The sequence below is a fragment of the Alistipes putredinis DSM 17216 genome (assembly GCF_000154465.1).
Classification (GTDB): Bacteria; Bacteroidota; Bacteroidia; order Bacteroidales; family Rikenellaceae; genus Alistipes; species Alistipes putredinis.
The window spans coordinates 322,371-342,070 of record NZ_DS499580.1; the positions used below are offsets into that span (position 1 = coordinate 322,371).

The following is a 19,700-nucleotide window of genomic DNA, read 5'->3' on the forward strand; positions in this document are numbered from 1 at the left end:
ACGGCCGGACGCCTCGAGGCGTCCGGCCGTACTTTCTGCGGAACGGTTCTTTGCGGGATCAGAGAAGTCGGCAGTGCAAACGTTCGGGCAGCGGTGCGCTGTTGTCGCGGCGCCAGACCATGGCCCGATCCTGTTCCTGGTTGCCCGAGCCGAAGTCGAAGTCGTCCGGCGCTTCGAAAACGACCGGAAGCGACCGGTCTTCGAAGCCGAACGGGGCGTAAAAGTCCTTGAGGCTTTCCTGGCTCGGGATAAGGATCGCGGCGTCGGCCCCTTCTTCTGCGATCCGCCGCATTGCCTCGCGCATCAATCCGGAGGCCAGGCCCCGGCCCCGGTAGTCGGGGTCGGTCGCCACGCCGTAGATGTAGGTCGTGCGCCCCAGCTCGCTTTCGAACGGGATCAGGTGCAACATGGCTGCCAGACGGCCGTCCTCTTCGGCTGCGAGCATCCGCTTGCGGCTGTAATGGCTTATCAGGAAGGAGTCGATGAAGGTTTCTTCGTCTTCGAAGCACTTTATCCAGAGCCGTTTGCAGGCTATTTCGTCGGGGTAGAGGCAGAGGGCCGTATATTTCTTCTCGAGGAATGCCGGATGGTAGGAGAGCTTGGCCTGCCGTAGTCCCGGAATACCCAGGTCCTCTTCGCGGTCGATGAGCGTGTATTGCTCGGACAGGTGCGCCACGAACTCCCGGTTGATGATGGTGAAAGCCCCGTCGTATTCGGTGTCGGCCTTTTCGACATGGACACAGAACGTATGGTCGTTGATCGGTGAGCCGTAAGTGAAAGCGACGAGTTTATCGCCGACGTAGATGCAGCCGCCGATAAGTCCCAGCCGGTCGAAATGGGCGAAAGCCCGCTGCATGGCCCGCTGTTCGGCCGACAGCTCGCCCGTATGTCCGCTGCGGGTCTTGCGCCATTCGGCTTCCAGACGCATGCACTCCGCAGCATGGTCGCGGGTCATAGGCTCGTAGCGGTATTCGTATTCCGCCTCGAAGCGGTTGATGTGGTTGCGTTTGGATTGGTATTTCCGGCCAGGAAGGTCGCGCAGGTCCGAAGCGTTGTATACATAGTCTTCCAGATTGCGGTCGGAGGCGAAAGCGAACTGGCAGTGGCCTACGCTGCGGAGTTTTTCGAGCCCTTCAGGTGTCATGTCGATGATCCGAAGCCGTTGTCCGGCAGCGAGTATATCCTCCTCCAGATGCCGCAGGACGGGGGTGAAATCTCCTGCGCCGACAGGCTGCATGTAGCCGATCCGGTCGCTGCCCCCGATCTGGAAGCGGATGACCAGAAAGCCGTCCACTACGCTCCAGGCGGTTTTGAACTGGAATTGCCAGCAAAACATGTTGGCGAACGCCAGGTCGCAGTTCGCCGGGGCGTAAGGCAATGTGAAGGATTCGATTTCGGCCTTGTCTTCGATCGTAATGGGTTTGAAGGTAATCATAAATTGTCTTCTACGGTGTAATTTTTGGCTTCCACATGCCCGTAATACTGTTGAATCAGGGCCTTGAGCCGTTTTTCGACCGACACGGTCTGTTCCCGGTCCGAAGTCCCGTTTCGGAACGTCGCGCCGGTCATCCGCTCCTCGTCGAACGAGAAGAGCGCTTCGTCCGTTACGACCCGGAATTCCGAATCGTACATCACGGCCCACGGTTCGCGGTCGGGTTCGTTCAGAATGTCGCGTCCGAATGCGAAATAGGGTTCCCGGTTTCCCAACAGTCCCAGCAGGGTCGGCATGATGTCGATCTGCTGCACGGTCTGTGCCAGAAATTGCGGTGCGAGTGCGCCGTCGGGGGTGTGGATGAATCCGACGATGTGGTAGTTGCCGGGATAGGAGCGGGTTTCCTCTGCCATTTTCTCCGAGGAAACGTGGTCCGCGACGAAGACGAAGATTGTCCGGCGGAACCACTCTTCGTCCTTGAAACGGCGGTAGAAGTTGCGGAAGGCGAGATCTTCGTAGGCTACGGGTTTGTGTATTTTGGTCGTTCCCGCCGGCAGCTTGTCGGCGTATTGTTCGGGCACGACGAAGGGATGGTGCGACGAGAGGGTAAACAGCGTGGCGAAGAAAGGCTCCTGCATTTTCGAGAGCTCTTCGCCCGTGAATTGCAGGAACGGTTCGTCCCAGATACCCCAGTAACCGTCGAAATCCTCCGTGCCGTGTGCCGCTTCGTAATCCTCGCGGCTCAGGAGCCGATCGACTCCGGCGCTGCGGGCGTAGGCTCCGAATCCCATCGAACCGCGCTCCGAACCGCAGAAGAAGGCGGTTCGGTAGCCTTTGTCGCGGAGTATCTGCGGCAGTTGGCGGCTTTTGCCCAGCGACTGGGGCATCAGCACGAAAGGTTGTTTGAAGGAGGGGATGCTGCCCAATACGGCGGGCATGGCCTGGATCGAGCGGGTGCCGTTGGCGTACATCTGCCCGAAACAGAGGCTCTGCCGCATGAGCGAGTCGAGGAACGGCGTATAGCCCGGTTGCGTGCCGTTGCCGTACAATTCGGGTTTGAGGTAGGCCGAATGTTCGGCCGACATGCTTTCCAGAATGAAAACCATCACGTTGCGCCCTTCGAGGTTCACGGCCGAAGAGTCGGGGCGGTGGGTCGGGGTGAAATATTCGTCCAGTTTTTCGGGCGAAAAGTAGCGGGTGTATTTGACCGATCCGCCGCTGCCGATGGTCCGCAGAATGCAGAAGGGGTTGCTCAGGATCAGGTTGGCCTTTTCGCTGGTCGAGGCGTAGAGCGTGGCGTTCGAGAGGGTGATCGGGCGGGTCATGCGCGTTACGCCGCCCCGCATGCCGGCGATGCCGAGCAGAATGGCGATCACCAGCAGTCCCGTATTGACCGAGTAATAAACCCAGCCCTCGCGCAGGGGCGATCGGGGTGTGATCTTGCGTCCGTAACCCCAAACGAGCAGCCAGATGAGGGCTGCGCCGACGAGGAGCAGGTACCAGTTTTCGGCGGCGAATTTCAGCACGAGCTGCACCGAATTGGAGTTGTCGGCGAAGAAGATTTCGTCGGCGGTGAAACGCTTCTGCGTGTAGCGGAAATAGACGCAATCGGCCAGGTTTACGGCCACGATCAGCAGCGAATTGATCACCGCATAGTACCAGAAGAGAATACGCCGATACCAGCTCCGCTTCCGGAAATGGAACGGCAGCAGCGAGAGAACGATGAAAAGCAGATTGGCGTAGAGAACCGATACGGTGTCGAACTTCAGACCCCCCCCCGCCAATGTCAGGACCTCCTGCCAACCCAGGGGGCCGATCAGGGCGTAGTTGTAGCAGTAAAAGACGATTCGGCAGAGCAGCAGGACGATGTAGAGCAGGACGATGCGCCGCAGGAGCATGCCCGGATTACTATGTAGCCAGCGTTCCACCTTAGCAGGCTTTTAACGACATGTCGAGCGATTTGATCTGGTGCGTCAGGGCGCCGACCGATATGAAGTCCACGCCTGTTTCGGCGTATTCGCGTAGCGTGTCGAGCGTGATGCCGCCGCTCGACTCCGTTTCGCAGCGTCCGGCGACCTTCGCGACGGCCTGCCGCGTCAGCTCCGGGGTGAAATTGTCGAACATGATGCGGTCCACGCCTCCTGCGGCGAACACTTCGTCGATGTCTTCGAGCGAACGCACTTCGCATTCGATCGGAATGTTCTTGCCTTTTGCCTTGAGATAGGCTTTGGCTCCTTCGATGGCCGGGCGGATGCCGCCTGCAAAGTCTATGTGGTTGTCCTTCAGCAGAATCATGTCGAACAGTCCCATGCGGTGATTCTCACCGCCGCCGATCTTGACGGCCATCTTGTCCAATACGCGCATGCCCGGGGTGGTTTTGCGCGTGTCGAGAACTTTGGTATGCAGGTCTTTGATCTTGTTGGCATAGACGGCTGTCTGGGTCGCCACGCCGCTCATGCGCTGCATGATGTTCAGCAGGATGCGTTCGGCTTGCAGCAGGGACTGGAGCCGTCCCGAAACGTAGAAGGCCACGTCGCCCGGCTTCACGCGGTCGCCGTCGCGGAGGATCTGTTCGAATTGCATGTCGGGGTCCAGGCGTCGAAGCACCAGTTGTGCGATTTCGATGCCCGCGAGAATACCCTCCTGTTTGCAGAGCAAGCGCATGCGGCCTTTTTCCGTCGCGGGGATGCAGCAGAGCGAAGTGTGGTCGCCGTCGCCGATGTCTTCGCGGATGGCCAGTTCGATGAGCGCATCGACGAAAGGTTTGTATTCGGGTTTCATATTTTTTCGGTTTTTATGGGTGAAACGAATCGTTTCGTTCGGCAGGGCCGGACGAATGTCTGAAGAGAGAACGGTAACCGTGCGTTTGGCCCGCAAAGATTACCGCTCCGCTCCGGCACCCACAAAAATACGAAAAATAATTGCCATTTTTCAGGAAAAATATTAATTATATGTCGGTTTTGTGATCCGGACAAATGGTAATTCTTGTATTTATAAGTGTTTTTTCAAAAAAATACACCATTATTCGACGTTCGTAATATCAAATCCACGGCTTCCAATGCTTTGTTGACGGTGCGCTTCAGATTTCGATCGGTATGCGGATTGGCATAAATTCGTCGAGAATCTGATTTCTTCCGATGGAGGGGGACTCCTTGCCGTATATGTCGGTGATGAAGAATTTTCAACGACATGTACTCCGGGTACGGAATACGTGATTTATGGATTTGCGTATGATGATCTGGAGGTTCGGTCGGATATATCGTTTTTCCGTGCTTCTTCGTTGTCCTTCTCGTCCGTGTCGTCGCCTTCCCAGTCGAACGGCGGGAAATCGCGTCGTTCACCCAGCGAGAAGCGGGTGTAGGTGATCGGCAGCTTCCGTTCGAGGAACATCTGTTCGTAGGCGGTCTTGACCGAGAGTATTTCGTCCGCGAACCCCGAGCCGTAGATGTCGTTGTTGGCCACGTCGCAGGGCAGACCGAACCGTTCGATCACGGCTTGCGTGTAGGCGTAGAGGTGTTGCGAGTCGGTCTTGAGGTTGATTCGTCCGCCGGGAACCTGCATCTGTGCGTACTGGCCCAGGAAGAGGGGTGAGGTGAGCCGTTTCTTGGCCCGGCGCGATTTGAGCTGCGGATCGGGGAAGGTGATCCAGATCTCATCGACCTCTCCTTCGGCGAAGAAGGAGGCGATCATTTCGATGCGGGTACGCAGAAAACCGACGTTGCGCATTTGCCGTTCCGTGGCGGTTTTGGCTCCGCGCCACATGCGGGCACCCTTGATGTCGATACCGATGAAGTTGCGGTTGGGGTCGCGCTCCGCGAGTGCGACGGTGTATTCGCCCTTGCCGCAGCCCAGTTCGAGTACGATCGGACGGTCGTTATGGAAAAAGTCGCTGTGCCAATGTCCTTTGAGCGGATGGTCGCGGCGGAAGGCCTCCTCGAAGGCGGGTTGTACGAAACATTCGAACGTGAGGTTCTCCGCAAAGCGTCTGAGTTTGTCTTTGCCCATCTGTTTTTATTCGCTTTTTTGCTGGTTGATGCCGATGGCTTCCACGCCCCGGACCGGCATCGCCGGGGTGAAAGCCATCCTGTAAATGCCGCTGTCGGGAAAAATTACGTGCCGACGATAGGGAACCGACGCTTCCTCCGCGAGGGCTGCCGGGTGCCTGCGGGGAGGAAGGCCCAGCGTGTAGGATTCCTCGAAAACCAGGGAGTCGGGCGAAATGGTCCGTATCGTCAGCCGCAGCGTGTCGTCCCGAAAGGAGTCGTTGTAACGCACGACGATGTATAGGTCGCGCGGGGTCACGGTATCCGCGTTCGGAATTTCGATTTCGGCACTTTCGCTCCACGTGCCGCCCCCGGTATCGGTTACGACCGTCTGATGCGGCGAAAGGCAGCTCGTAACGAGCATTCCGGCGATCGCTATGATACTCCGCAGGTACATTACGAGTCGTTATTGCTCTTTTTTCGGCGGTTCGGGTTGTGCTGTCTCTCCGTTTCCGCCTTCCCGACGGTTGCCTTCCCGACGGTTGCGTCCTCCGCGTCCCCGAGGACGGCGGCGGGCACCGTTCTGTCCCTCTTCGCCCGGAGATTGGGAGTGTGTCGGAGTCGGATCGGTTTCGGAGCCGTTTTGTCCCGGACGGTTTTCGGAACGAGAACGCTCCGAACGACGTTCCCCGCGCTGTTCGCTGCGAGAGCCCTGACCGTTGCCGCGTTCACCGTTCTGTTCGCCGGAGGTGTTCCCGCGTTCGGTGCGCTGTTCGTTTTTCTGGGTGCTCTGTCCGTTGCGCGACCCGTTCCGGTCGCTGTTGCGTGGGTTGCGCGGTTCGCCCTGACCGTTATTCCTTTCTCCGCGCGATTCGCGGCTTTCGCCTTGTCCGTTTCGATTATTCCGTTCACGGCGGTCGCGTTTTTCGCGGCGTTCACTCCGGTTGGCAGCGGGTTCCTGTTTTTCGTCCTTGCGGGATTCCGAAACGGCGGCCGCTTCTGCGGCGCTTCCGCTGCGGGCACCGTTGTTCCGGTTCTCGCGTTCCTCTGCCCGGTCGCTGCGGCGTCGGTTGCGGCCCTTGCGTTTGGAGCCGTTGCCGTCGAAGCGTGTGATGCTGTCCTCCTCCGAGCGATAGGTCGGTTCTTCGAACTTCTCCCGTTGTGGTTGCTCCGCCGACAGCTGATCGACCTTCTTGCCGGCGCGGTTCAGCGCTATGATCTCCTTGACGCGGGCGACGGGAAGCGTCACCACGTTGGTCATCGTATCCTTGCTGCTGCTGAAGGACATGGTACCGGCCAGGATGTCGGTTTTGACCAGGTAATATTCGCCGTCGAGAGCCTGGAGCGGTTCCCGCAGACGGGGGAACTCCTTGCGGGCGTCCACGTAGGTGTCGTATTCGTAGGCGAGGCAGCACTTGAGTTTCGAGCACTGTCCGGCCAGTTTTTGGGGGTTGAGGGAGATCTCCTGCATACGGGCCGAGTTGGTCGTCACACTCGAGAAATTCGAGATCCACGATGCGCAACACAGTTCGCGGCCGCAGGCTCCGATGCCGCCGATGCGTCCCGCTTCCTGGCGGGCGCCGATCTGTTTCATTTCGATGCGGATGTGAAACCGTTCGGCGAAGACCTTGATTAGCTCGCGGAAATCCACGCGCTCGTCGGCGATGTAGTAGAAGATCGCCTTGATCTTGTCGCCTTGGTACTCCACGTCGCCGATTTTCATATTGAGTCCCATTTCGGCGGCGATCTGGCGTGCGGTGATCATCGTTTCGTGCTCCAGAGCGATGGCCTCCTGCCAGCGTTCGATGTCGTAGGGTTTGGCCTTGCGGTAAATCTTCTTGAATTCGCCGTTGTAGGGGTTGAAACCCACGCGGCGCATTTGGCGGGCTACCATGTCGCCCGTCAGGGAGACGATGCCGATGTCGTGTCCCGGCGAAGCTTCCACAGCGACGATGTCGCCCCGTTCCAGCGGCAGATTATTGACGTTTTGGTAGTAGGAGCGCCGGGTGTTCTTGAAGCGCACTTCGAAAATATCGGTCGGCGTGTGTTGCGGGTATTGCTCCAGCCAGGCTGTTTCGTGCAGTTTGTAGCAACCCTCGCAAGGCTTGGCTGCGACCCCTTCGGGGGCGTAGTAGAACGTGCAGCCGCGACCGATTTCGGGCTTGGGCGCTTTCGTATATGGTTTGGTGTTATCCATTGGAGTCATAAATTTCGGTAAAGATAGTGAAATCCGGGAGCAATGCCAAATTTATTCGGCTGAGACTCCGGCATATTCCCGCCGGGCGGATGTGCGTCGCTGCCGGGAAGCGGAGATCCCGGATTATCGGATGCCGGCCTTCCAGCGCCGGATATCGCGGCGGTAGCGGACGATCAGCAGTACGGCGGCCGTCGTAAGACCGACGGTGAAGCCCAGAATCAGCCCCTGTGCGCCCATTCCCAATGTAAAGCCCAACAGGTAACCCACCGGCAGGTTGAAGACGATGTACGAGAGGAAAGCGATCGGCATGATGATCTTCACGTCCTGAATACCCCGCAGAATGCCTACCGAAACGTTCTGGATGCCGTCCGCCAACTGGTAAACGGCGATCAGCAGGATCAGCTTCGAGGCCAGGTCGATCACTTCGGCGTTGGTGGTGAAGAAAGTCGGGATGACGTTGCAGAGCGAGATGAACGTGATGGCGGCGAAGAGGTTCCAGGCGATGACCAGGTGGTAGGAGGCCTTTGCCGCCAGAGTCAGCTCCTTCAAGCTGCGGGCGCCGTAGCAGTGGGAGATGCGGATGGTCGTGGCGGCACCGATCGAAGTCACGATCATGAAGGCGCAGTTGCCCAAGGTCATGGCGATCTGGTTGGCGCTGATGGCCGTTTTGCTCAGCCAGCCCATCATGATACTGGTGCCGACGAAGGCCGAGGCTTCGAGAAACATCTGCAGGGAGATCGGAAGGCCCATACGCAGCAATGTGCGGATCGTTTTGACCGAATAGTTGCGGGGCGAGAATCCCTGAAGATAGGCGCGGTATTTCTGTTTTTTGTAGAAATAGCCGATAATCATGATCGGCATGGCGATGCGCGATCCGAGGGTGCCGAGCCCCGCACCTGTGGCGCCCAGTTCTTCGAATCCGAGGTGGCCGTAGATGAAAATCCAGTTCAAGCCGACGTTCATCAGGTTGCAGAGAATCACCACGACCATTTCGACCCGGGTGTTTCCGACGCCTTCGAGGAATTGCTTGAAGGTGAAGAAGAGCATGATGAACGGCATGCTGTAAGCCAGCAACTTGTAATACGGTATGGCCATATCGACCACTTCGACGGGCTGTCCCATGTGGTACATCAAAGGGATGACGGCCAGTTGGAGCCCGCAGACCAGAAATCCCAACAGAGTATAGAACATCAGGCCGTTTTGCAGGTATTGCGACGATTTGCAACGGTCGCCCTGGGCGTAGAGTTCGCCGATCAGGGGCGTGAGGCCCAGTGCGATGCCGACGCCGGCGATGAAGAGGATGAAGAAGACCGAGCCGCCGAACGAAGTGGCGGCCAGCGGCGTGGGGTCGTCGCCTCCGTAACGGCCGACCATGACGTTGTCGGCGACCTGTACGAGGATCTGCCCCAACTGGGTCATCACGACGGGCAGGGCCAGTTTCAGATTGGCTTTGTATTGTCGTTTGTAGGTTGAAAAACGGTACATATATTTCTTGAATCAGACGACAAAGGTACGAAAATAATCGATTATCCCTCTTTCGCATCCGTTTCGAAGGGGGAACGGAGTCTGATGTCCGGACCTTTCGACCGGGTGTCGGGGCCGATTTTGCAGGCAGATGTCGAAAGCATGCGGGACGGACATATATGGAGCTGTTCCCGGTTTCGATGCAAATGCCTCGTTGCCGGGAGGACTGTTCGGGGTTATTCCGTATGTCGGGCCGGGGTTGTTGTCGGTTCTGGAAAACCGCTTAGTCGAAGGAGTGGGTGAGGCGTGAAAATCCCGGCCGATACTTGCTTCGGCCGGGATTCGAAAACCGTCCGCCACTGGTTCTGATTTATGTTAGGCGACCCGGAGAATCACCTCCTTTTCGCCGTCGGGTTCCACGATCACCCGCTCCCCGCTGTGCAGTTTGCCGTCGATAATCAGTCCCGAGAGAGGTTCCTCGATGCGTTCGAGCAGCGTGCGGCGCAGGGCGCGGACGCCGTATTTGCGCTGGTAGCCGATGGCGGCAAGGGTCCGCTTCGCCTCGTCGGTGATTTCGACCTTGTAGCCGAGTCGGTCGGTACGGGAGAGCAGCCCCTTGAGTTCCAGGTCGATGATCCGCTCCACGTCCGAGAGGTCGAGCGTGCGGAAGATGACGATGTCGTCGATGCGGTTCAGGAACTCCGGTGCGAAGGTTTCTTCCAGCGCCCGGCGGTATTCCGACTGCGGGGCTTTCTGCTGGGTGTCCGATTTCGAACAGGTGCTGTACCCGACCTGCGTGGAGCGTATTGCCGCGGCCCGCGATCCGACGTTGGAGGTGAGAATGATTACCGTATTTCGGAAATCGACCTTGCGCCCCGAACCGTCGGTGAGGTGTCCCTCGTCGAAGATCTGCAACAGGGTGTTGAAGACTTCGGGGTGGGCTTTCTCGATTTCGTCGAACAGGACGACCGAATAGGGATGGCGGCGTACCGCTTCGGTGAGCTGTCCGCCTTCGCCGTAGCCGACATATCCCGGCGGGGAGCCGATCAACCGTGCGACGTTGTGTTTTTCGCTGTATTCGCTCATGTCGATACGGATGAGTCCCTTGTTCTCGTCGAAGAGCCATTTGGAGAGCTCTTTCGCCAGCAGGGTTTTGCCCACGCCCGTCGGTCCGACGAACATGAAGACGCCGATCGGACGCCCTTCGTCCTTGAGTCCCGCCCGGGAGCGTTGGATCGACCGCGAAATCTTTTCGACGGCTTCGCATTGGCCGATGACGCGGGCCGAAAGATAGTCCGCAAGGCCGCGCAGACGTTCGCTTTCGCTGCCCGAGAGCCGTTCGGCTGGGATTCCCGTCATGGAGGTAATAACCTGCTCGATATGCTCGGCCCGGATTTCGGGCGGGCCGGGATCGGACGGAAGAGTCCATACGGCGCCACCGACAGTCGTCGTGTCCGCTGCCGCCGTTTTGCGGGAGCGGTTTTTGGGCGTTTTGGCTCCTGCTGCGGCGCCGACCGGTTCGCGGGATGCGGTTTTTCGGGACGGTTTTTCGGTTTTGCCTTTGTCCTGCAGGTGAATACGTGCCCCGGCTTCGTCCAGCACGTCGATCGCCTTGTCCGGAAAGTTGCGGTCGGTAATGTAGCGCCCGGTCAGGGCGACGCAGGCCCGCAATGCTTCGTCCGAGTAGCGCACTCCGTGGTGCCGTTCGTAATGGGGTGCGATGTTGTGCAGGATTTGCAGGGTTTCCTCTTCCGAAGCGGGTTCGACGAGGATTTTCTGAAAGCGGCGTTCCAGCGCGGGATCGCTCTCGATATCTTCGCGATATTCGTCCAGCGTCGTGGCTCCGATGACCTGCAATTCGCCCCGCGCCAGGGCGGGTTTGAGAATGTTGGCCGTGTCGAGGCTTCCCTGGGTCGAACCTGCGCCCGCGATGGTGTGTATTTCGTCGATGAAGAGGATCGAGTCCTGCTTCCTGCGCAATTCTTCGAGAAGTCGCTGCATCCGTTCTTCGAACTCACCTCTGTATTTGGTCCCGGCCAGGAGCGACGATACGTCGAGCGAATAGAGCCGTTTGCCGCGGATGGTGGCGGGAACTTCGTCCGCTGCCATCCGCAGGGCCAGCCCTTCGACGATGGCGCTCTTGCCCACGCCGGCTTCGCCGATCAGGATCGGGTTGTTCTTCTTGCGGCGCGAGAGGATCTGCACGATGCGTTCCATCTCCCGCTCGCGTCCTACGACGGGATCGATGCGGCCTCTGCGAGCTTCGTACGTAAGGTCGGTGCCGAATTTGTCCAACAAGGCAGGTTCCGCAGGAGGAGTGTCCCGGACAGGTTCGCGCAGGCCGATGAACCGTAGTTCGGGTGTCGGCCGAAAATTGGTATCCGGAGGCGTCGTTTGATCGGCCTCCAGGGTCATCTTTTGCAGTTCGGTCGCTATCGCCTGTGCATCGAAATGGTACATGGCCAGCACCTGCGAAGTGATCGTGTGCGGGTCGCTCACGATGTGCAGCAGTGCGTGTGCCGTCGAAACATGGTGCATCGGGGCGAACAATCGTTGTAATTCTCTGGTGTATAAAGGGAAAAATTCTTCGGGATTCTGCCTCGATGAATCGGGTGCCGATACCGACCGAATCTCGCTTTCGATGCGAAGGCATATTTGGTGAATCTCCCAGTCCTTGAGGCGGGAGGTGAGTATCTGATGCGCTAAGGACCCTTCTTCCCGCAGAATCTCAAGGGTGAGAAAATCCTTGAGTGAGTGGGTAATAGCGCGTTTCGAGGTTTCGAATGCCGTACGGGCGATGATGGCCTCGAGCGTTTTTGAGATTTTAGCTTGCATCTTGGATTCCTTTTTTAGTTTTCCGTGTTCGGAAAAGCGAACGCGGTCGCTCTCTCCTCGCTTGTCGAAAATGTACGTTTTGTCCTGTTGAAATTACAGACTTATAACGAAGAAATCCCAGGTAATATTATGTTAAATAAAAATATTGCATATTGAACGATTTCGTCCCTTTATCAAGCGCCGGGACGAGGCCATTCGCCGATTTCCATGTCGCGGATGTCGGTGCCGTCGATGGTGAAGCGCAGGGCGCTGCGCACCTTGTGGAAACCGTAGCAGCCGGCAGCGCCGGGGTTGAGGTGAAGCAGGTCGTAAACGGGGTCGTAGATGACCTTGAGAATGTGGGAGTGCCCCGCGATGAAGATTTTCGGGCGCAGCGATTGGATCCGCGCTACGGCCTGCGGGGTGTAGTGGCGGGGATAGCCGCCGATGTGGGTCATCAGGACGCTCACCCCTTCGCACTCGAAGGAGAGAAATTCGCGGTAGGTGCGTCGCATGATACCTCCGTCGATATTGCCATAGACGGCCCGCAGGGGTTTGAACGCCGCGATCTGGTCGGCGACCTCCGGAGAGCCGATGTCCCCGGCGTGCCAGATTTCGTCCACGTCCTTGAGGAATGTTTTGAGCGTTTGGTCGAACGTACCGTGGGTGTCGGATATGAGTCCTATGCGTTTCATGGGAGGTCTGTGTTTGTTTTATGATACCGGTAAGTTTCGGGAACAGTTTTGCTTCGTTATGCTATGCGGTTTGTCTTCTTTCTCTCTCTCTCTTGCCGGGTAGGAGATATATCTTTTATCGTCAGACTGTTCCTCGCTGCGATTTGTTTTCTTCCGTGCTTTTAGTACGTTGGAAACTAAATAGGCCCTAATTGTACAATCCAGTCTTTATTTCCACAAAAATAATCAATGAAACGAATACCATGTACTCGAGGTTGCGGTGGAAGCTGTACATCTTTGGGTGTATTTGACAGTGCCCAACACTCACGTGCATTTTTATTCCAATTTTCTAACAGAATTGCCTCCTCATAATTGTAAACATTGAGGTCTGCCCACCAATTATGAACATATAATGTATCATTATGTGACAATTTATTATCTATTTTTCCATCGATACCCGCACTCAAAAAGAGAAAAGAAACAGGACGTTTTGTACGATAGTCATAAAGAGGAAAATATTGTAATTCTTCCTTGTTTTTTGCAAGAGGATCGGTCAATAGTTGTTGTGCTCTTAAATCCTCTTCTTTCATATCTGGCCAATAGGTTTTTTGGACGAAAGCAACCGCGTCATCCATTGATTCGGGGAAATAACCGACTGTATCATAGTACACCATAGGAAGTTGTTGGTATGTTGCCGTCAATTGATTGTCTGATATTATTCGGCTCATCAACTTATCATATTTACAAGTCAAATAACATTTAAAGACTATAAATCCCACCAACAATATAGTTAATACCAATATTATTGTGATTTTACCACTCTGTTTCATTTTCATTCGGAATCAAAGTATTGTGTCGCTGCCGTTCGCCGGGACGAAGTACGGGATGTTGTCCGATCGTATTTCCGGGGCTGTCCGGCAGTCGGCTTCAGGAATGCCGGAAGGCGTTGTGTCTCCGGCTGTTATTTATATTTGTCCTTCCACAGATCCCGGATGCATGCGGCGATCTTCGCCTCGGCGGCGTTGCGGGTGTTCGGCTCGTAGAATTTCTTGCCTTTGAGCGTTTCGGGCATGAACTCCAGCTCGGCGAATCCGCCGTAGTCGTGGGCGTATTTATAGCCTTTGCCGTATCCTGCCTGATCCATCAGCTTGGTCGGAGCGTTGCGCAGGTGCAGGGGTACCGGGCGGTTGGTCGTATCGTGTTCGACGAAGGAGAGCGCCTGGTTGATGGCCATGTAGGCCGATTTGCTCTTGGGCGAGGTGGCCAGGTAGATCGTGGTTTCGGCCAGCGTGATGCGGGCTTCGGGCATGCCGATCTTGTGTACCGTGTCGAAACAGGCGTTGGCCAGCAGCAGGGCGTTGGGATTGGCCAGGCTGATGTCTTCCGAGGCCAGGATCACCAACCGGCGGGCGATGAAGCGCGGCTCCTCGCCTCCGGCCAGCATGCGGGCCAGGTAGTAGATCGCTGCGTTGGGATCGCTGCCCCGCACCGATTTGATGAAGGCCGAGATCACGTCGTAGTGCTGTTCGCCGTTCTTGTCGTAGAGGGCGATGTTCTGTTGCAGACAGTCGGTGACGTATTGGTTAGTGATCGTTACTTTACCGTTTGCGGCACCCGTGATGATGTCCAGAATGTTGAGCAGCTTGCGGGCGTCGCCGCCCGAGAAACGGAACAGCGCTTCGGTTTCCTGCACCTCGATCTCCCGGGTTTTGAGCTCCGGATCGGTGGCGAGGGCCCGGTCGAGGAGGGTTTGCAGCTCCCCGTCGGTCATCGGCTGGAGGATATAGACCTGGCAGCGGCTCAACAGCGGTGAAATCACCTCGAACGAGGGATTTTCGGTCGTGGCTCCGATCAGCGTCACCACGCCCTGTTCGACAGCACCCAGCAGCGAGTCCTGCTGCGACTTGTTGAAGCGGTGGATTTCGTCGATGAACAGGATCGGCGGTTTGGAGTCGAAGAATTTCTGCTTGCGGGCCGATTCCAACACCTCGCGCACCTCCTTGACGCCCGACGTGACGGCCGACAGGGTGTAGAACGGGCGTTTGAGAGTCGTGGCAACGATCTTGGCCAGCGTAGTTTTTCCCACGCCCGGCGGACCCCAGAGGATGAACGAGGGGACATTGCCCGTTTCGAGGAACTTGCGGAATACGCCGTTCTGCCCGACCAGGTGGGCCTGTCCGATATATTCATCGAGCGTACGGGGACGCAGTCGTTCGGCGAGGGGAATGGACATGGAAAGCATTTTTTGTCGCTCAAATGTACTGAAAATTTTTGTTTTCGGCAACGGCCGGACTGAATGCGGTCCGAAAGAGCGGATGCGTAGAACCGCTGCCGTCCGGTTCGGGGATTCGCAGCGGGGAGATCGTGTCCTGGCCGGATTCCGTTTTTACGTCGTGCTTCACGCTTGTTCTGCGGTCGCAGTTCCCGAAGCGACGCGCACTATTGTATATTTCGAAAAGCCGCTATATGTACTGTACATATTGATACACACGGAAAAGTGTAAGTCTGTTCCCGAATCGTGAACGTAGGAAATTCATTTTGGCGGAGAATAGGCAGACATCTTCTCGCGTCGTATCCGTATTCTGCGGGTATAGGCGCGGGGCTGTCGCTTATTTCACGCCAAAAGGTACTCCTACGACCTGCGATTCTGAAATGGGCTTCGGTGCCACGCTTTTCTTTTTATTACCAGTCGTCGGGGTACGGACGATACAATCTTAAATTTTATGGATAATATTACGAAGCAGAATGGAAATGAAGTCGGCAGACATCAGGTCGAAGGGCAGACGATCATTATCAATCAGCAGGAGCGGAGAAGCACGAACGGACTGGGAACCGCCGGTTTTATTCTGGCCTTGTTGGGTTTGATTTTCAGCTGGGTTCCGGGGCTCGGCTGGGTATTGTGGGCCTTGGGTTTGATTTTTTCATTCGTGGGAATTTTCAGAACTCCCCGCGGCTTGGCGATCGCCGGGCTTGTCATATCGTGTATCGCGTTGATCGTTTTGATTATCTTGGTGAGTGCGATCGCTTCCCTGGTGTAATCATTTCAGTTGGTATGAAGAAAGAGTATCCTTCTGTTCAGGATACTCTTTCTTGTATTGGCGATACTTGAAGCTTTAATATCTCCGGTTTTTCAATTCCGGATACAGTTTGTCGAACGGCGAAAGATCGCTCTAATCCGGTGCATCGAGCATTATGTTGCAGCCATCGTTGTTCTTCGGAGAAGCCTTGAATTCCGTGTAACTGTCTGGCTAAAGGAGCTATTTGCGCAGTTTGTCCTGCCGTTCGCGCTCCTTGCGGCGCATCGAGCGATAGCTGTTTCCCATCAGCGCCAGAAGCAGCAGCACCGTGACCCAGGCGCGGACTTTGTCGCCCGTGGCCGCAGTACCGCATGTATAGACGGTGATGAGCATTGCCAAACTGCATGCTAAAAGGATCATGCAGAACCTGAGCAGCCGCCGAAGCGATCTTACAGAGGCCATACGAGATCTTGTTTTGGTTTATTCTTCCGGTTTTACCAATTGAATGTGTAACTCGTCGAGCTGCGCCTGGTCGATATAGCCCGGTGCGTCGAGCATCATGTCGCGGCCGTTGTTGTTTTTCGGGAAGGCGATGTAGTCGCGGATCGACTCCGAACCGCCGAAGAGCGAGCAGAGCCGGTCGAAACCGAAGGCCAGTCCGCCGTGAGGGGGTGCGCCGTACTTGAAGGCGTTCATCAGGAAGCCGAAACGCTCCTGCGCTTGTTCCGCCGTGAAGCCCAGCAACTCGAACATCTTGGCCTGCAGTTTCGAGTCGTGGATACGGATCGAGCCGCCGCCGATCTCGGTGCCGTTGCAGACGAAGTCGTAGGCGTTGGCCCGCACGCGACCGGGGTCGCTGTCCAGGTATTGTACGTCTTCGAGCTTGGGCGAGGTGAACGGATGGTGCACGGCGTAGTAACGCTGGGTCTCGTCGTCCCACTCGAACAGCGGGAAGTCGATGACCCACAGCGGAGCGAACTTCTTCGGGTCGCGCAGGCCCAGCTGCTGAGCGACCTCCAGACGCAGGGCGCAGAGCTGGGTGAGGGTCTTGAATTTCTTGCCGCAGAGGATTAGCACCAGGTCGCCGGCTTTTGCGCCCGCGCGTTCGGCCATCGCCCGCACCTGCTCGGGCGAGTAGAATTTATCGACGGACGACTTGACGTTGCCGTCCGCTTCGACGCGGATCCAGACGAGTCCCTTGGCACCGATCTGCTGGCGTTTGACGAACTCCGTGAGGGCGTCGATCTGTTTGCGGGTGTAGCCGGCGCAGCCCGTCGCGGCGAAGCCGGTGACGTACTCCGCGTCGTCGAAAACCGCGAAGCCGTGACCTTGGGCCAGGTCCGTCAGATCGGCGAACTCCATACCGAAGCGCAGGTCGGGTTTGTCCGAGCCGTATTTCTCCATCGCTTCGATCCAGGGCATGCGGCGCAGCGGCTCCGTAAGTTCGATGCCCATCACTTCGCGGAACATGTGCTTGGCCCAGCGCTCGAAGATTTCGAGCACGTCCTCCTGCTCGACGAACGACATTTCGCAGTCGATCTGCGTGAATTCGGGCTGGCGGTCGGCCCGAAGGTCTTCGTCGCGGAAACAGCGCACGATCTGGAAGTATTTGTCGTAGCCGGCGACCATCAGCAGCTGCTTGAGGGTCTGGGGCGACTGGGGCAGGGCGTAGAATTGGTTGGGGCTCATGCGGCTCGGCACGACGAAGTCGCGGGCGCCTTCGGGCGTGGAATTGACCAGGTAGGGGGTTTCGATCTCCAGGAAACCTTCGTCGCTCAGGAAGCGGCGAATCTCCTGGGCCATCTTGTGACGCAGGATCATGTTGCGCTGCAGGGGAGGACGGCGCAGGTCGAGGTAGCGGTATTTCATACGCAGGTCGTCGCCGCCGTCCGAGTTCTCCTCGATGGTGAACGGGGGCACTTCGGCCTCGTGCAGCACCACGAGCTTCGAGGCGACGACTTCGATGTCGCCCGTAGGCATCTTCGGGTTCTTGGACGAACGCTCCACCACGCGGCCTTCGACCTGAAGGACGTATTCGCGGCCCAGTCCGTCGGCCACGGTCTTGACATCGGCCGGAGAGTGCTCTTCGACGACGATCTGGGTGATGCCGTAACGGTCCCGCAGGTCGATGAAGGTCATCGCGCCGAGGTTGCGGACTTTCTGTACCCAGCCGGCCAGCGTGACCGTTTCGTTTACATTTGCGGCACGCAACTGGCCGCAGGTATGGGTTCTGTACATGGTCGTATCTGTATTTTTCGTTATTGTCGTTTTGCGATTCACAAAGGTAGTGAAAACGGGGTGGAATCCAACAATCCCGCCTGGCGGGTTTCACCGGGTGTCATCTACTGTCTGCAAAGGTAGGAAAATGAGTGCAGAATGGAACAAACTCGTCCGTTTTTTTATAAGGGCCTCATCTCTTTTGTAAAAAAGGTCGGAAACGGAAACGAAATTCCGGCTGTAAAACGGGATAAAAAACGCAGGGACGCCGAATTCTCCGCTAAATTATTAATTTTGCCGAAAAACCGAAACGATGGAACAGCAGCAACCCGATGAAAAATTCATGCGCCTGGCACTAAACGAGGCGGAAAAAGCGTTAGAAGAGCAGGAAGTACCCATCGGTGCCGTGGTGGTCGCGGACGGACGTATCGTCGGCCGGGGGCACAACCTGGTCGAAACCTTGGCGGACGCTACGGCTCATGCGGAAATGCAGGCCCTGACAGCCGCAGCCTCGACCGTTGGAGGCAAATACTTGTCCGAATGTACGTTGTATGTGACGGTCGAGCCTTGCATCATGTGTGCGGGGGCGATTGCGTGGAGCCAGGTGGGGCGGGTGGTCTATGGCGCCGACGATCCGAAGCGTGGCTATCGCCGCTATTCGGAGCAGGTGTTTCCGCCCCGAACGACGGTGACGCGGGGGGTATTGGCCGAGGAGTGCGAGAGGCTCGTCCGTTCGTTCTTCGCCGCGTTGAGAAGGTGATTTTTGGAAAGTGCCGAAAAAAAACTAAATTTGCATTCCCTGCTTTCCGGCAGGAGTTTCGACGGATGGTTGCGACCTACAGAACGGGGCGATATTTCCGATGGGTTTGCAGGGAATGGTGATAAAAATGGACGGAACCTATTTTAACCTATAATTTATACAATATTTATGAAAAAACTTTTGATTTCCGCGCTTGCCCTGTTCGTTGTGGGGTCTGTGGCTGCGCAGGAAGGATTGGGCGAAACTTACAATAAGGCTGTCGCCGCTTACAATTCGAAGGATTTTGCATCCGCAGCTACGGCTTTCGAAACGCTTATCGATCAGGGGCTCGATTCCGAGGATCTCGATGTCCAGAGTTGGGTTGCAACGGCCAAGAAGAGTGTGCCGGTGTGCTATTTCCAAATGGGTCTTACGGCTGCTAAGGGAAATGATTTCAACACGGCGGTCGAGAATCTTACCAAGTCGGCCAATAAGGCGGCTCTTTACGGTGAGTTGCAGCAGGAGCGTATGTCGAATATGTTGATGGCGAAGATATATCTGATGTGGGGCGGAAAGCCTTTCAACGAAAAGAACTACGCCGAGGCTGCTGAAATTTTCGCCAAAGGTTATGCCGCCGATCCGAAAAATATGGAGATGGCCAACTTCTTGGGCATTTGCTATTGCGAGCTGGGCGACTTCCAGAAAGGTTTGGTTATTTTCAACGAAATCGCTTCTCAGGACAACCCCAAATATGCGGAGGATGTCGTGAAGGCAAAGGAGAACATCAAGCTCTATACCAATAACCGTATTGCCAAGTTGCAGGGCGAGAATGATTTCGACGGTATTATCGCCGTTGCCGACGAGATGCTGACCGTGAATCCGCAGGATGCGCTGGCCCAGAAGATTCGTTTGCAGGCACTCTTCGACAAGAAGGATTATGCCGGCGTGATCGCTTCGGCCGAGGAGGCTGCTGCCGTGCAGACCGACGAAGAGGAGCGCAGCGACGTTTATTTCATTTTGGGTGCAGCTTACAATGCCCGCACGATGCCCCAGCAGGCGATCGACGCCCTTTCGAAAGTAACGGCCGGTGCGAATGTGGCTGCGGCACAGAAAACGGTGGCACAGCTTAAGGAGAACGCAGCCAAAGCGAACAGTTAGCGGGG

The 19,700-nt window shown here is 56.7% G+C and carries 17 protein-coding genes; 4 read left to right on the top strand and 13 right to left on the bottom strand.

What is annotated here, in order from left to right; all coding sequences use genetic code 11:
- Nucleotides 1-58 precede the first annotated feature (58 nt).
- The 11 genes from ALIPUT_RS10305 to ALIPUT_RS10355 all read right to left on the bottom strand — a co-directional run bounded on the left by ALIPUT_RS10305 (nucleotide 59) and on the right by ALIPUT_RS10355 (nucleotide 14,797).
- Nucleotides 59-1,435 carry a GNAT family N-acetyltransferase gene (locus ALIPUT_RS10305; protein WP_004329873.1) on the bottom strand — a complete coding sequence of 459 codons (1,377 nt, stop codon included), beginning with the start codon at nucleotides 1,433-1,435 and terminating at the stop codon, nucleotides 59-61.
- On the bottom strand, nucleotides 1,432-3,360 hold the full coding sequence (locus ALIPUT_RS10310) for an LTA synthase family protein (RefSeq protein WP_040293811.1): 1,929 nt from the start codon (nucleotides 3,358-3,360) through the stop codon (nucleotides 1,432-1,434). The genes ALIPUT_RS10305 and ALIPUT_RS10310 overlap by 4 nt, the downstream gene beginning before the upstream one ends.
- Before the next feature lies 1 nt (nucleotide 3,361).
- Nucleotides 3,362-4,213: a carboxylating nicotinate-nucleotide diphosphorylase gene (gene nadC, locus ALIPUT_RS10315; protein WP_004329875.1), complete on the bottom strand. Its 852-nt coding sequence runs from the start codon at nucleotides 4,211-4,213 to the stop codon at nucleotides 3,362-3,364.
- Between the two features lie 435 nt (nucleotides 4,214-4,648).
- A complete protein-coding gene (gene trmB, locus ALIPUT_RS10320; RefSeq protein ID WP_004329877.1) occupies nucleotides 4,649-5,437 on the bottom strand; it encodes a tRNA (guanosine(46)-N7)-methyltransferase TrmB in 789 nt (262 codons plus the stop codon).
- A 6-nt stretch (nucleotides 5,438-5,443) separates the two neighbouring features.
- On the bottom strand, nucleotides 5,444-5,872 hold the full coding sequence (locus tag ALIPUT_RS10325; protein ID WP_004329878.1) for a hypothetical protein: 429 nt from the start codon (nucleotides 5,870-5,872) through the stop codon (nucleotides 5,444-5,446).
- A gap of 9 nt (nucleotides 5,873-5,881) precedes the next feature.
- The gene (locus tag ALIPUT_RS10330; RefSeq protein WP_004329879.1) at nucleotides 5,882-7,612 is read right to left on the bottom strand and encodes a regulatory iron-sulfur-containing complex subunit RicT; all 1,731 of its coding nucleotides are present in this window, start codon (nucleotides 7,610-7,612) and stop codon (nucleotides 5,882-5,884) included.
- 123 nt (nucleotides 7,613-7,735) lie between these two features.
- Nucleotides 7,736-9,097 carry an MATE family efflux transporter gene (locus ALIPUT_RS10335; protein WP_004329880.1) on the bottom strand — a complete coding sequence of 454 codons (1,362 nt, stop codon included), beginning with the start codon at nucleotides 9,095-9,097 and terminating at the stop codon, nucleotides 7,736-7,738.
- Between the two features lie 354 nt (nucleotides 9,098-9,451).
- On the bottom strand, nucleotides 9,452-11,911 hold the full coding sequence (locus ALIPUT_RS10340) for an ATP-dependent Clp protease ATP-binding subunit (protein WP_004329882.1): 2,460 nt from the start codon (nucleotides 11,909-11,911) through the stop codon (nucleotides 9,452-9,454).
- A gap of 173 nt (nucleotides 11,912-12,084) precedes the next feature.
- A complete protein-coding gene (locus tag ALIPUT_RS10345) occupies nucleotides 12,085-12,585 on the bottom strand; it encodes a metallophosphoesterase family protein (RefSeq protein ID WP_004329884.1) in 501 nt (166 codons plus the stop codon).
- Nucleotides 12,586-12,761: 176 nt separating this feature from the next.
- Complete coding sequence (locus tag ALIPUT_RS10350; protein WP_004329885.1) at nucleotides 12,762-13,400, bottom strand: hypothetical protein; 639 nt, start codon at nucleotides 13,398-13,400, stop codon at nucleotides 12,762-12,764.
- A gap of 125 nt (nucleotides 13,401-13,525) precedes the next feature.
- Nucleotides 13,526-14,797, bottom strand: a complete 1,272-nt coding sequence (locus ALIPUT_RS10355; protein ID WP_004329886.1) for a replication-associated recombination protein A — start codon at nucleotides 14,795-14,797, stop codon at nucleotides 13,526-13,528.
- Nucleotides 14,798-15,287: 490 nt separating this feature from the next.
- On the opposite strand from ALIPUT_RS10355, the gene ALIPUT_RS10360 reads away from it, so the two are divergent.
- A complete protein-coding gene (locus ALIPUT_RS10360) occupies nucleotides 15,288-15,602 on the top strand; it encodes a hypothetical protein (protein ID WP_004329888.1) in 315 nt (104 codons plus the stop codon).
- A 219-nt stretch (nucleotides 15,603-15,821) separates the two neighbouring features.
- On the opposite strand, the gene ALIPUT_RS12880 is transcribed toward ALIPUT_RS10360, so the two are convergent.
- Nucleotides 15,822-16,043 (bottom strand): hypothetical protein, encoded by a 222-nt coding sequence (locus ALIPUT_RS12880; protein WP_022459563.1) that lies wholly within the window; start codon nucleotides 16,041-16,043, stop codon nucleotides 15,822-15,824.
- An 18-nt stretch (nucleotides 16,044-16,061) separates the two neighbouring features.
- The gene (aspS, locus tag ALIPUT_RS10365; RefSeq protein WP_004329891.1) at nucleotides 16,062-17,819 is read right to left on the bottom strand and encodes an aspartate--tRNA ligase; all 1,758 of its coding nucleotides are present in this window, start codon (nucleotides 17,817-17,819) and stop codon (nucleotides 16,062-16,064) included.
- 138 nt (nucleotides 17,820-17,957) lie between these two features.
- Here aspS and ALIPUT_RS13190 point away from each other — a divergent pair, with 138 nt between their 5' ends.
- From ALIPUT_RS13190 to ALIPUT_RS10375, 3 genes are all read left to right on the top strand, one after another.
- The gene (locus ALIPUT_RS13190) at nucleotides 17,958-18,134 is read left to right on the top strand and encodes a hypothetical protein (RefSeq protein ID WP_004329893.1); all 177 of its coding nucleotides are present in this window, start codon (nucleotides 17,958-17,960) and stop codon (nucleotides 18,132-18,134) included.
- Entirely contained in the window at nucleotides 18,112-18,558 is a 447-nt protein-coding gene (locus ALIPUT_RS10370; RefSeq protein ID WP_004329894.1) for a nucleoside deaminase, read from the top strand. Before ALIPUT_RS13190 ends, ALIPUT_RS10370 begins: the two co-directional genes overlap by 23 nt.
- A gap of 168 nt (nucleotides 18,559-18,726) precedes the next feature.
- Nucleotides 18,727-19,695: a tetratricopeptide repeat protein gene (locus tag ALIPUT_RS10375; RefSeq protein ID WP_004329895.1), complete on the top strand. Its 969-nt coding sequence runs from the start codon at nucleotides 18,727-18,729 to the stop codon at nucleotides 19,693-19,695.
- Nucleotides 19,696-19,700 lie beyond the last annotated feature (5 nt).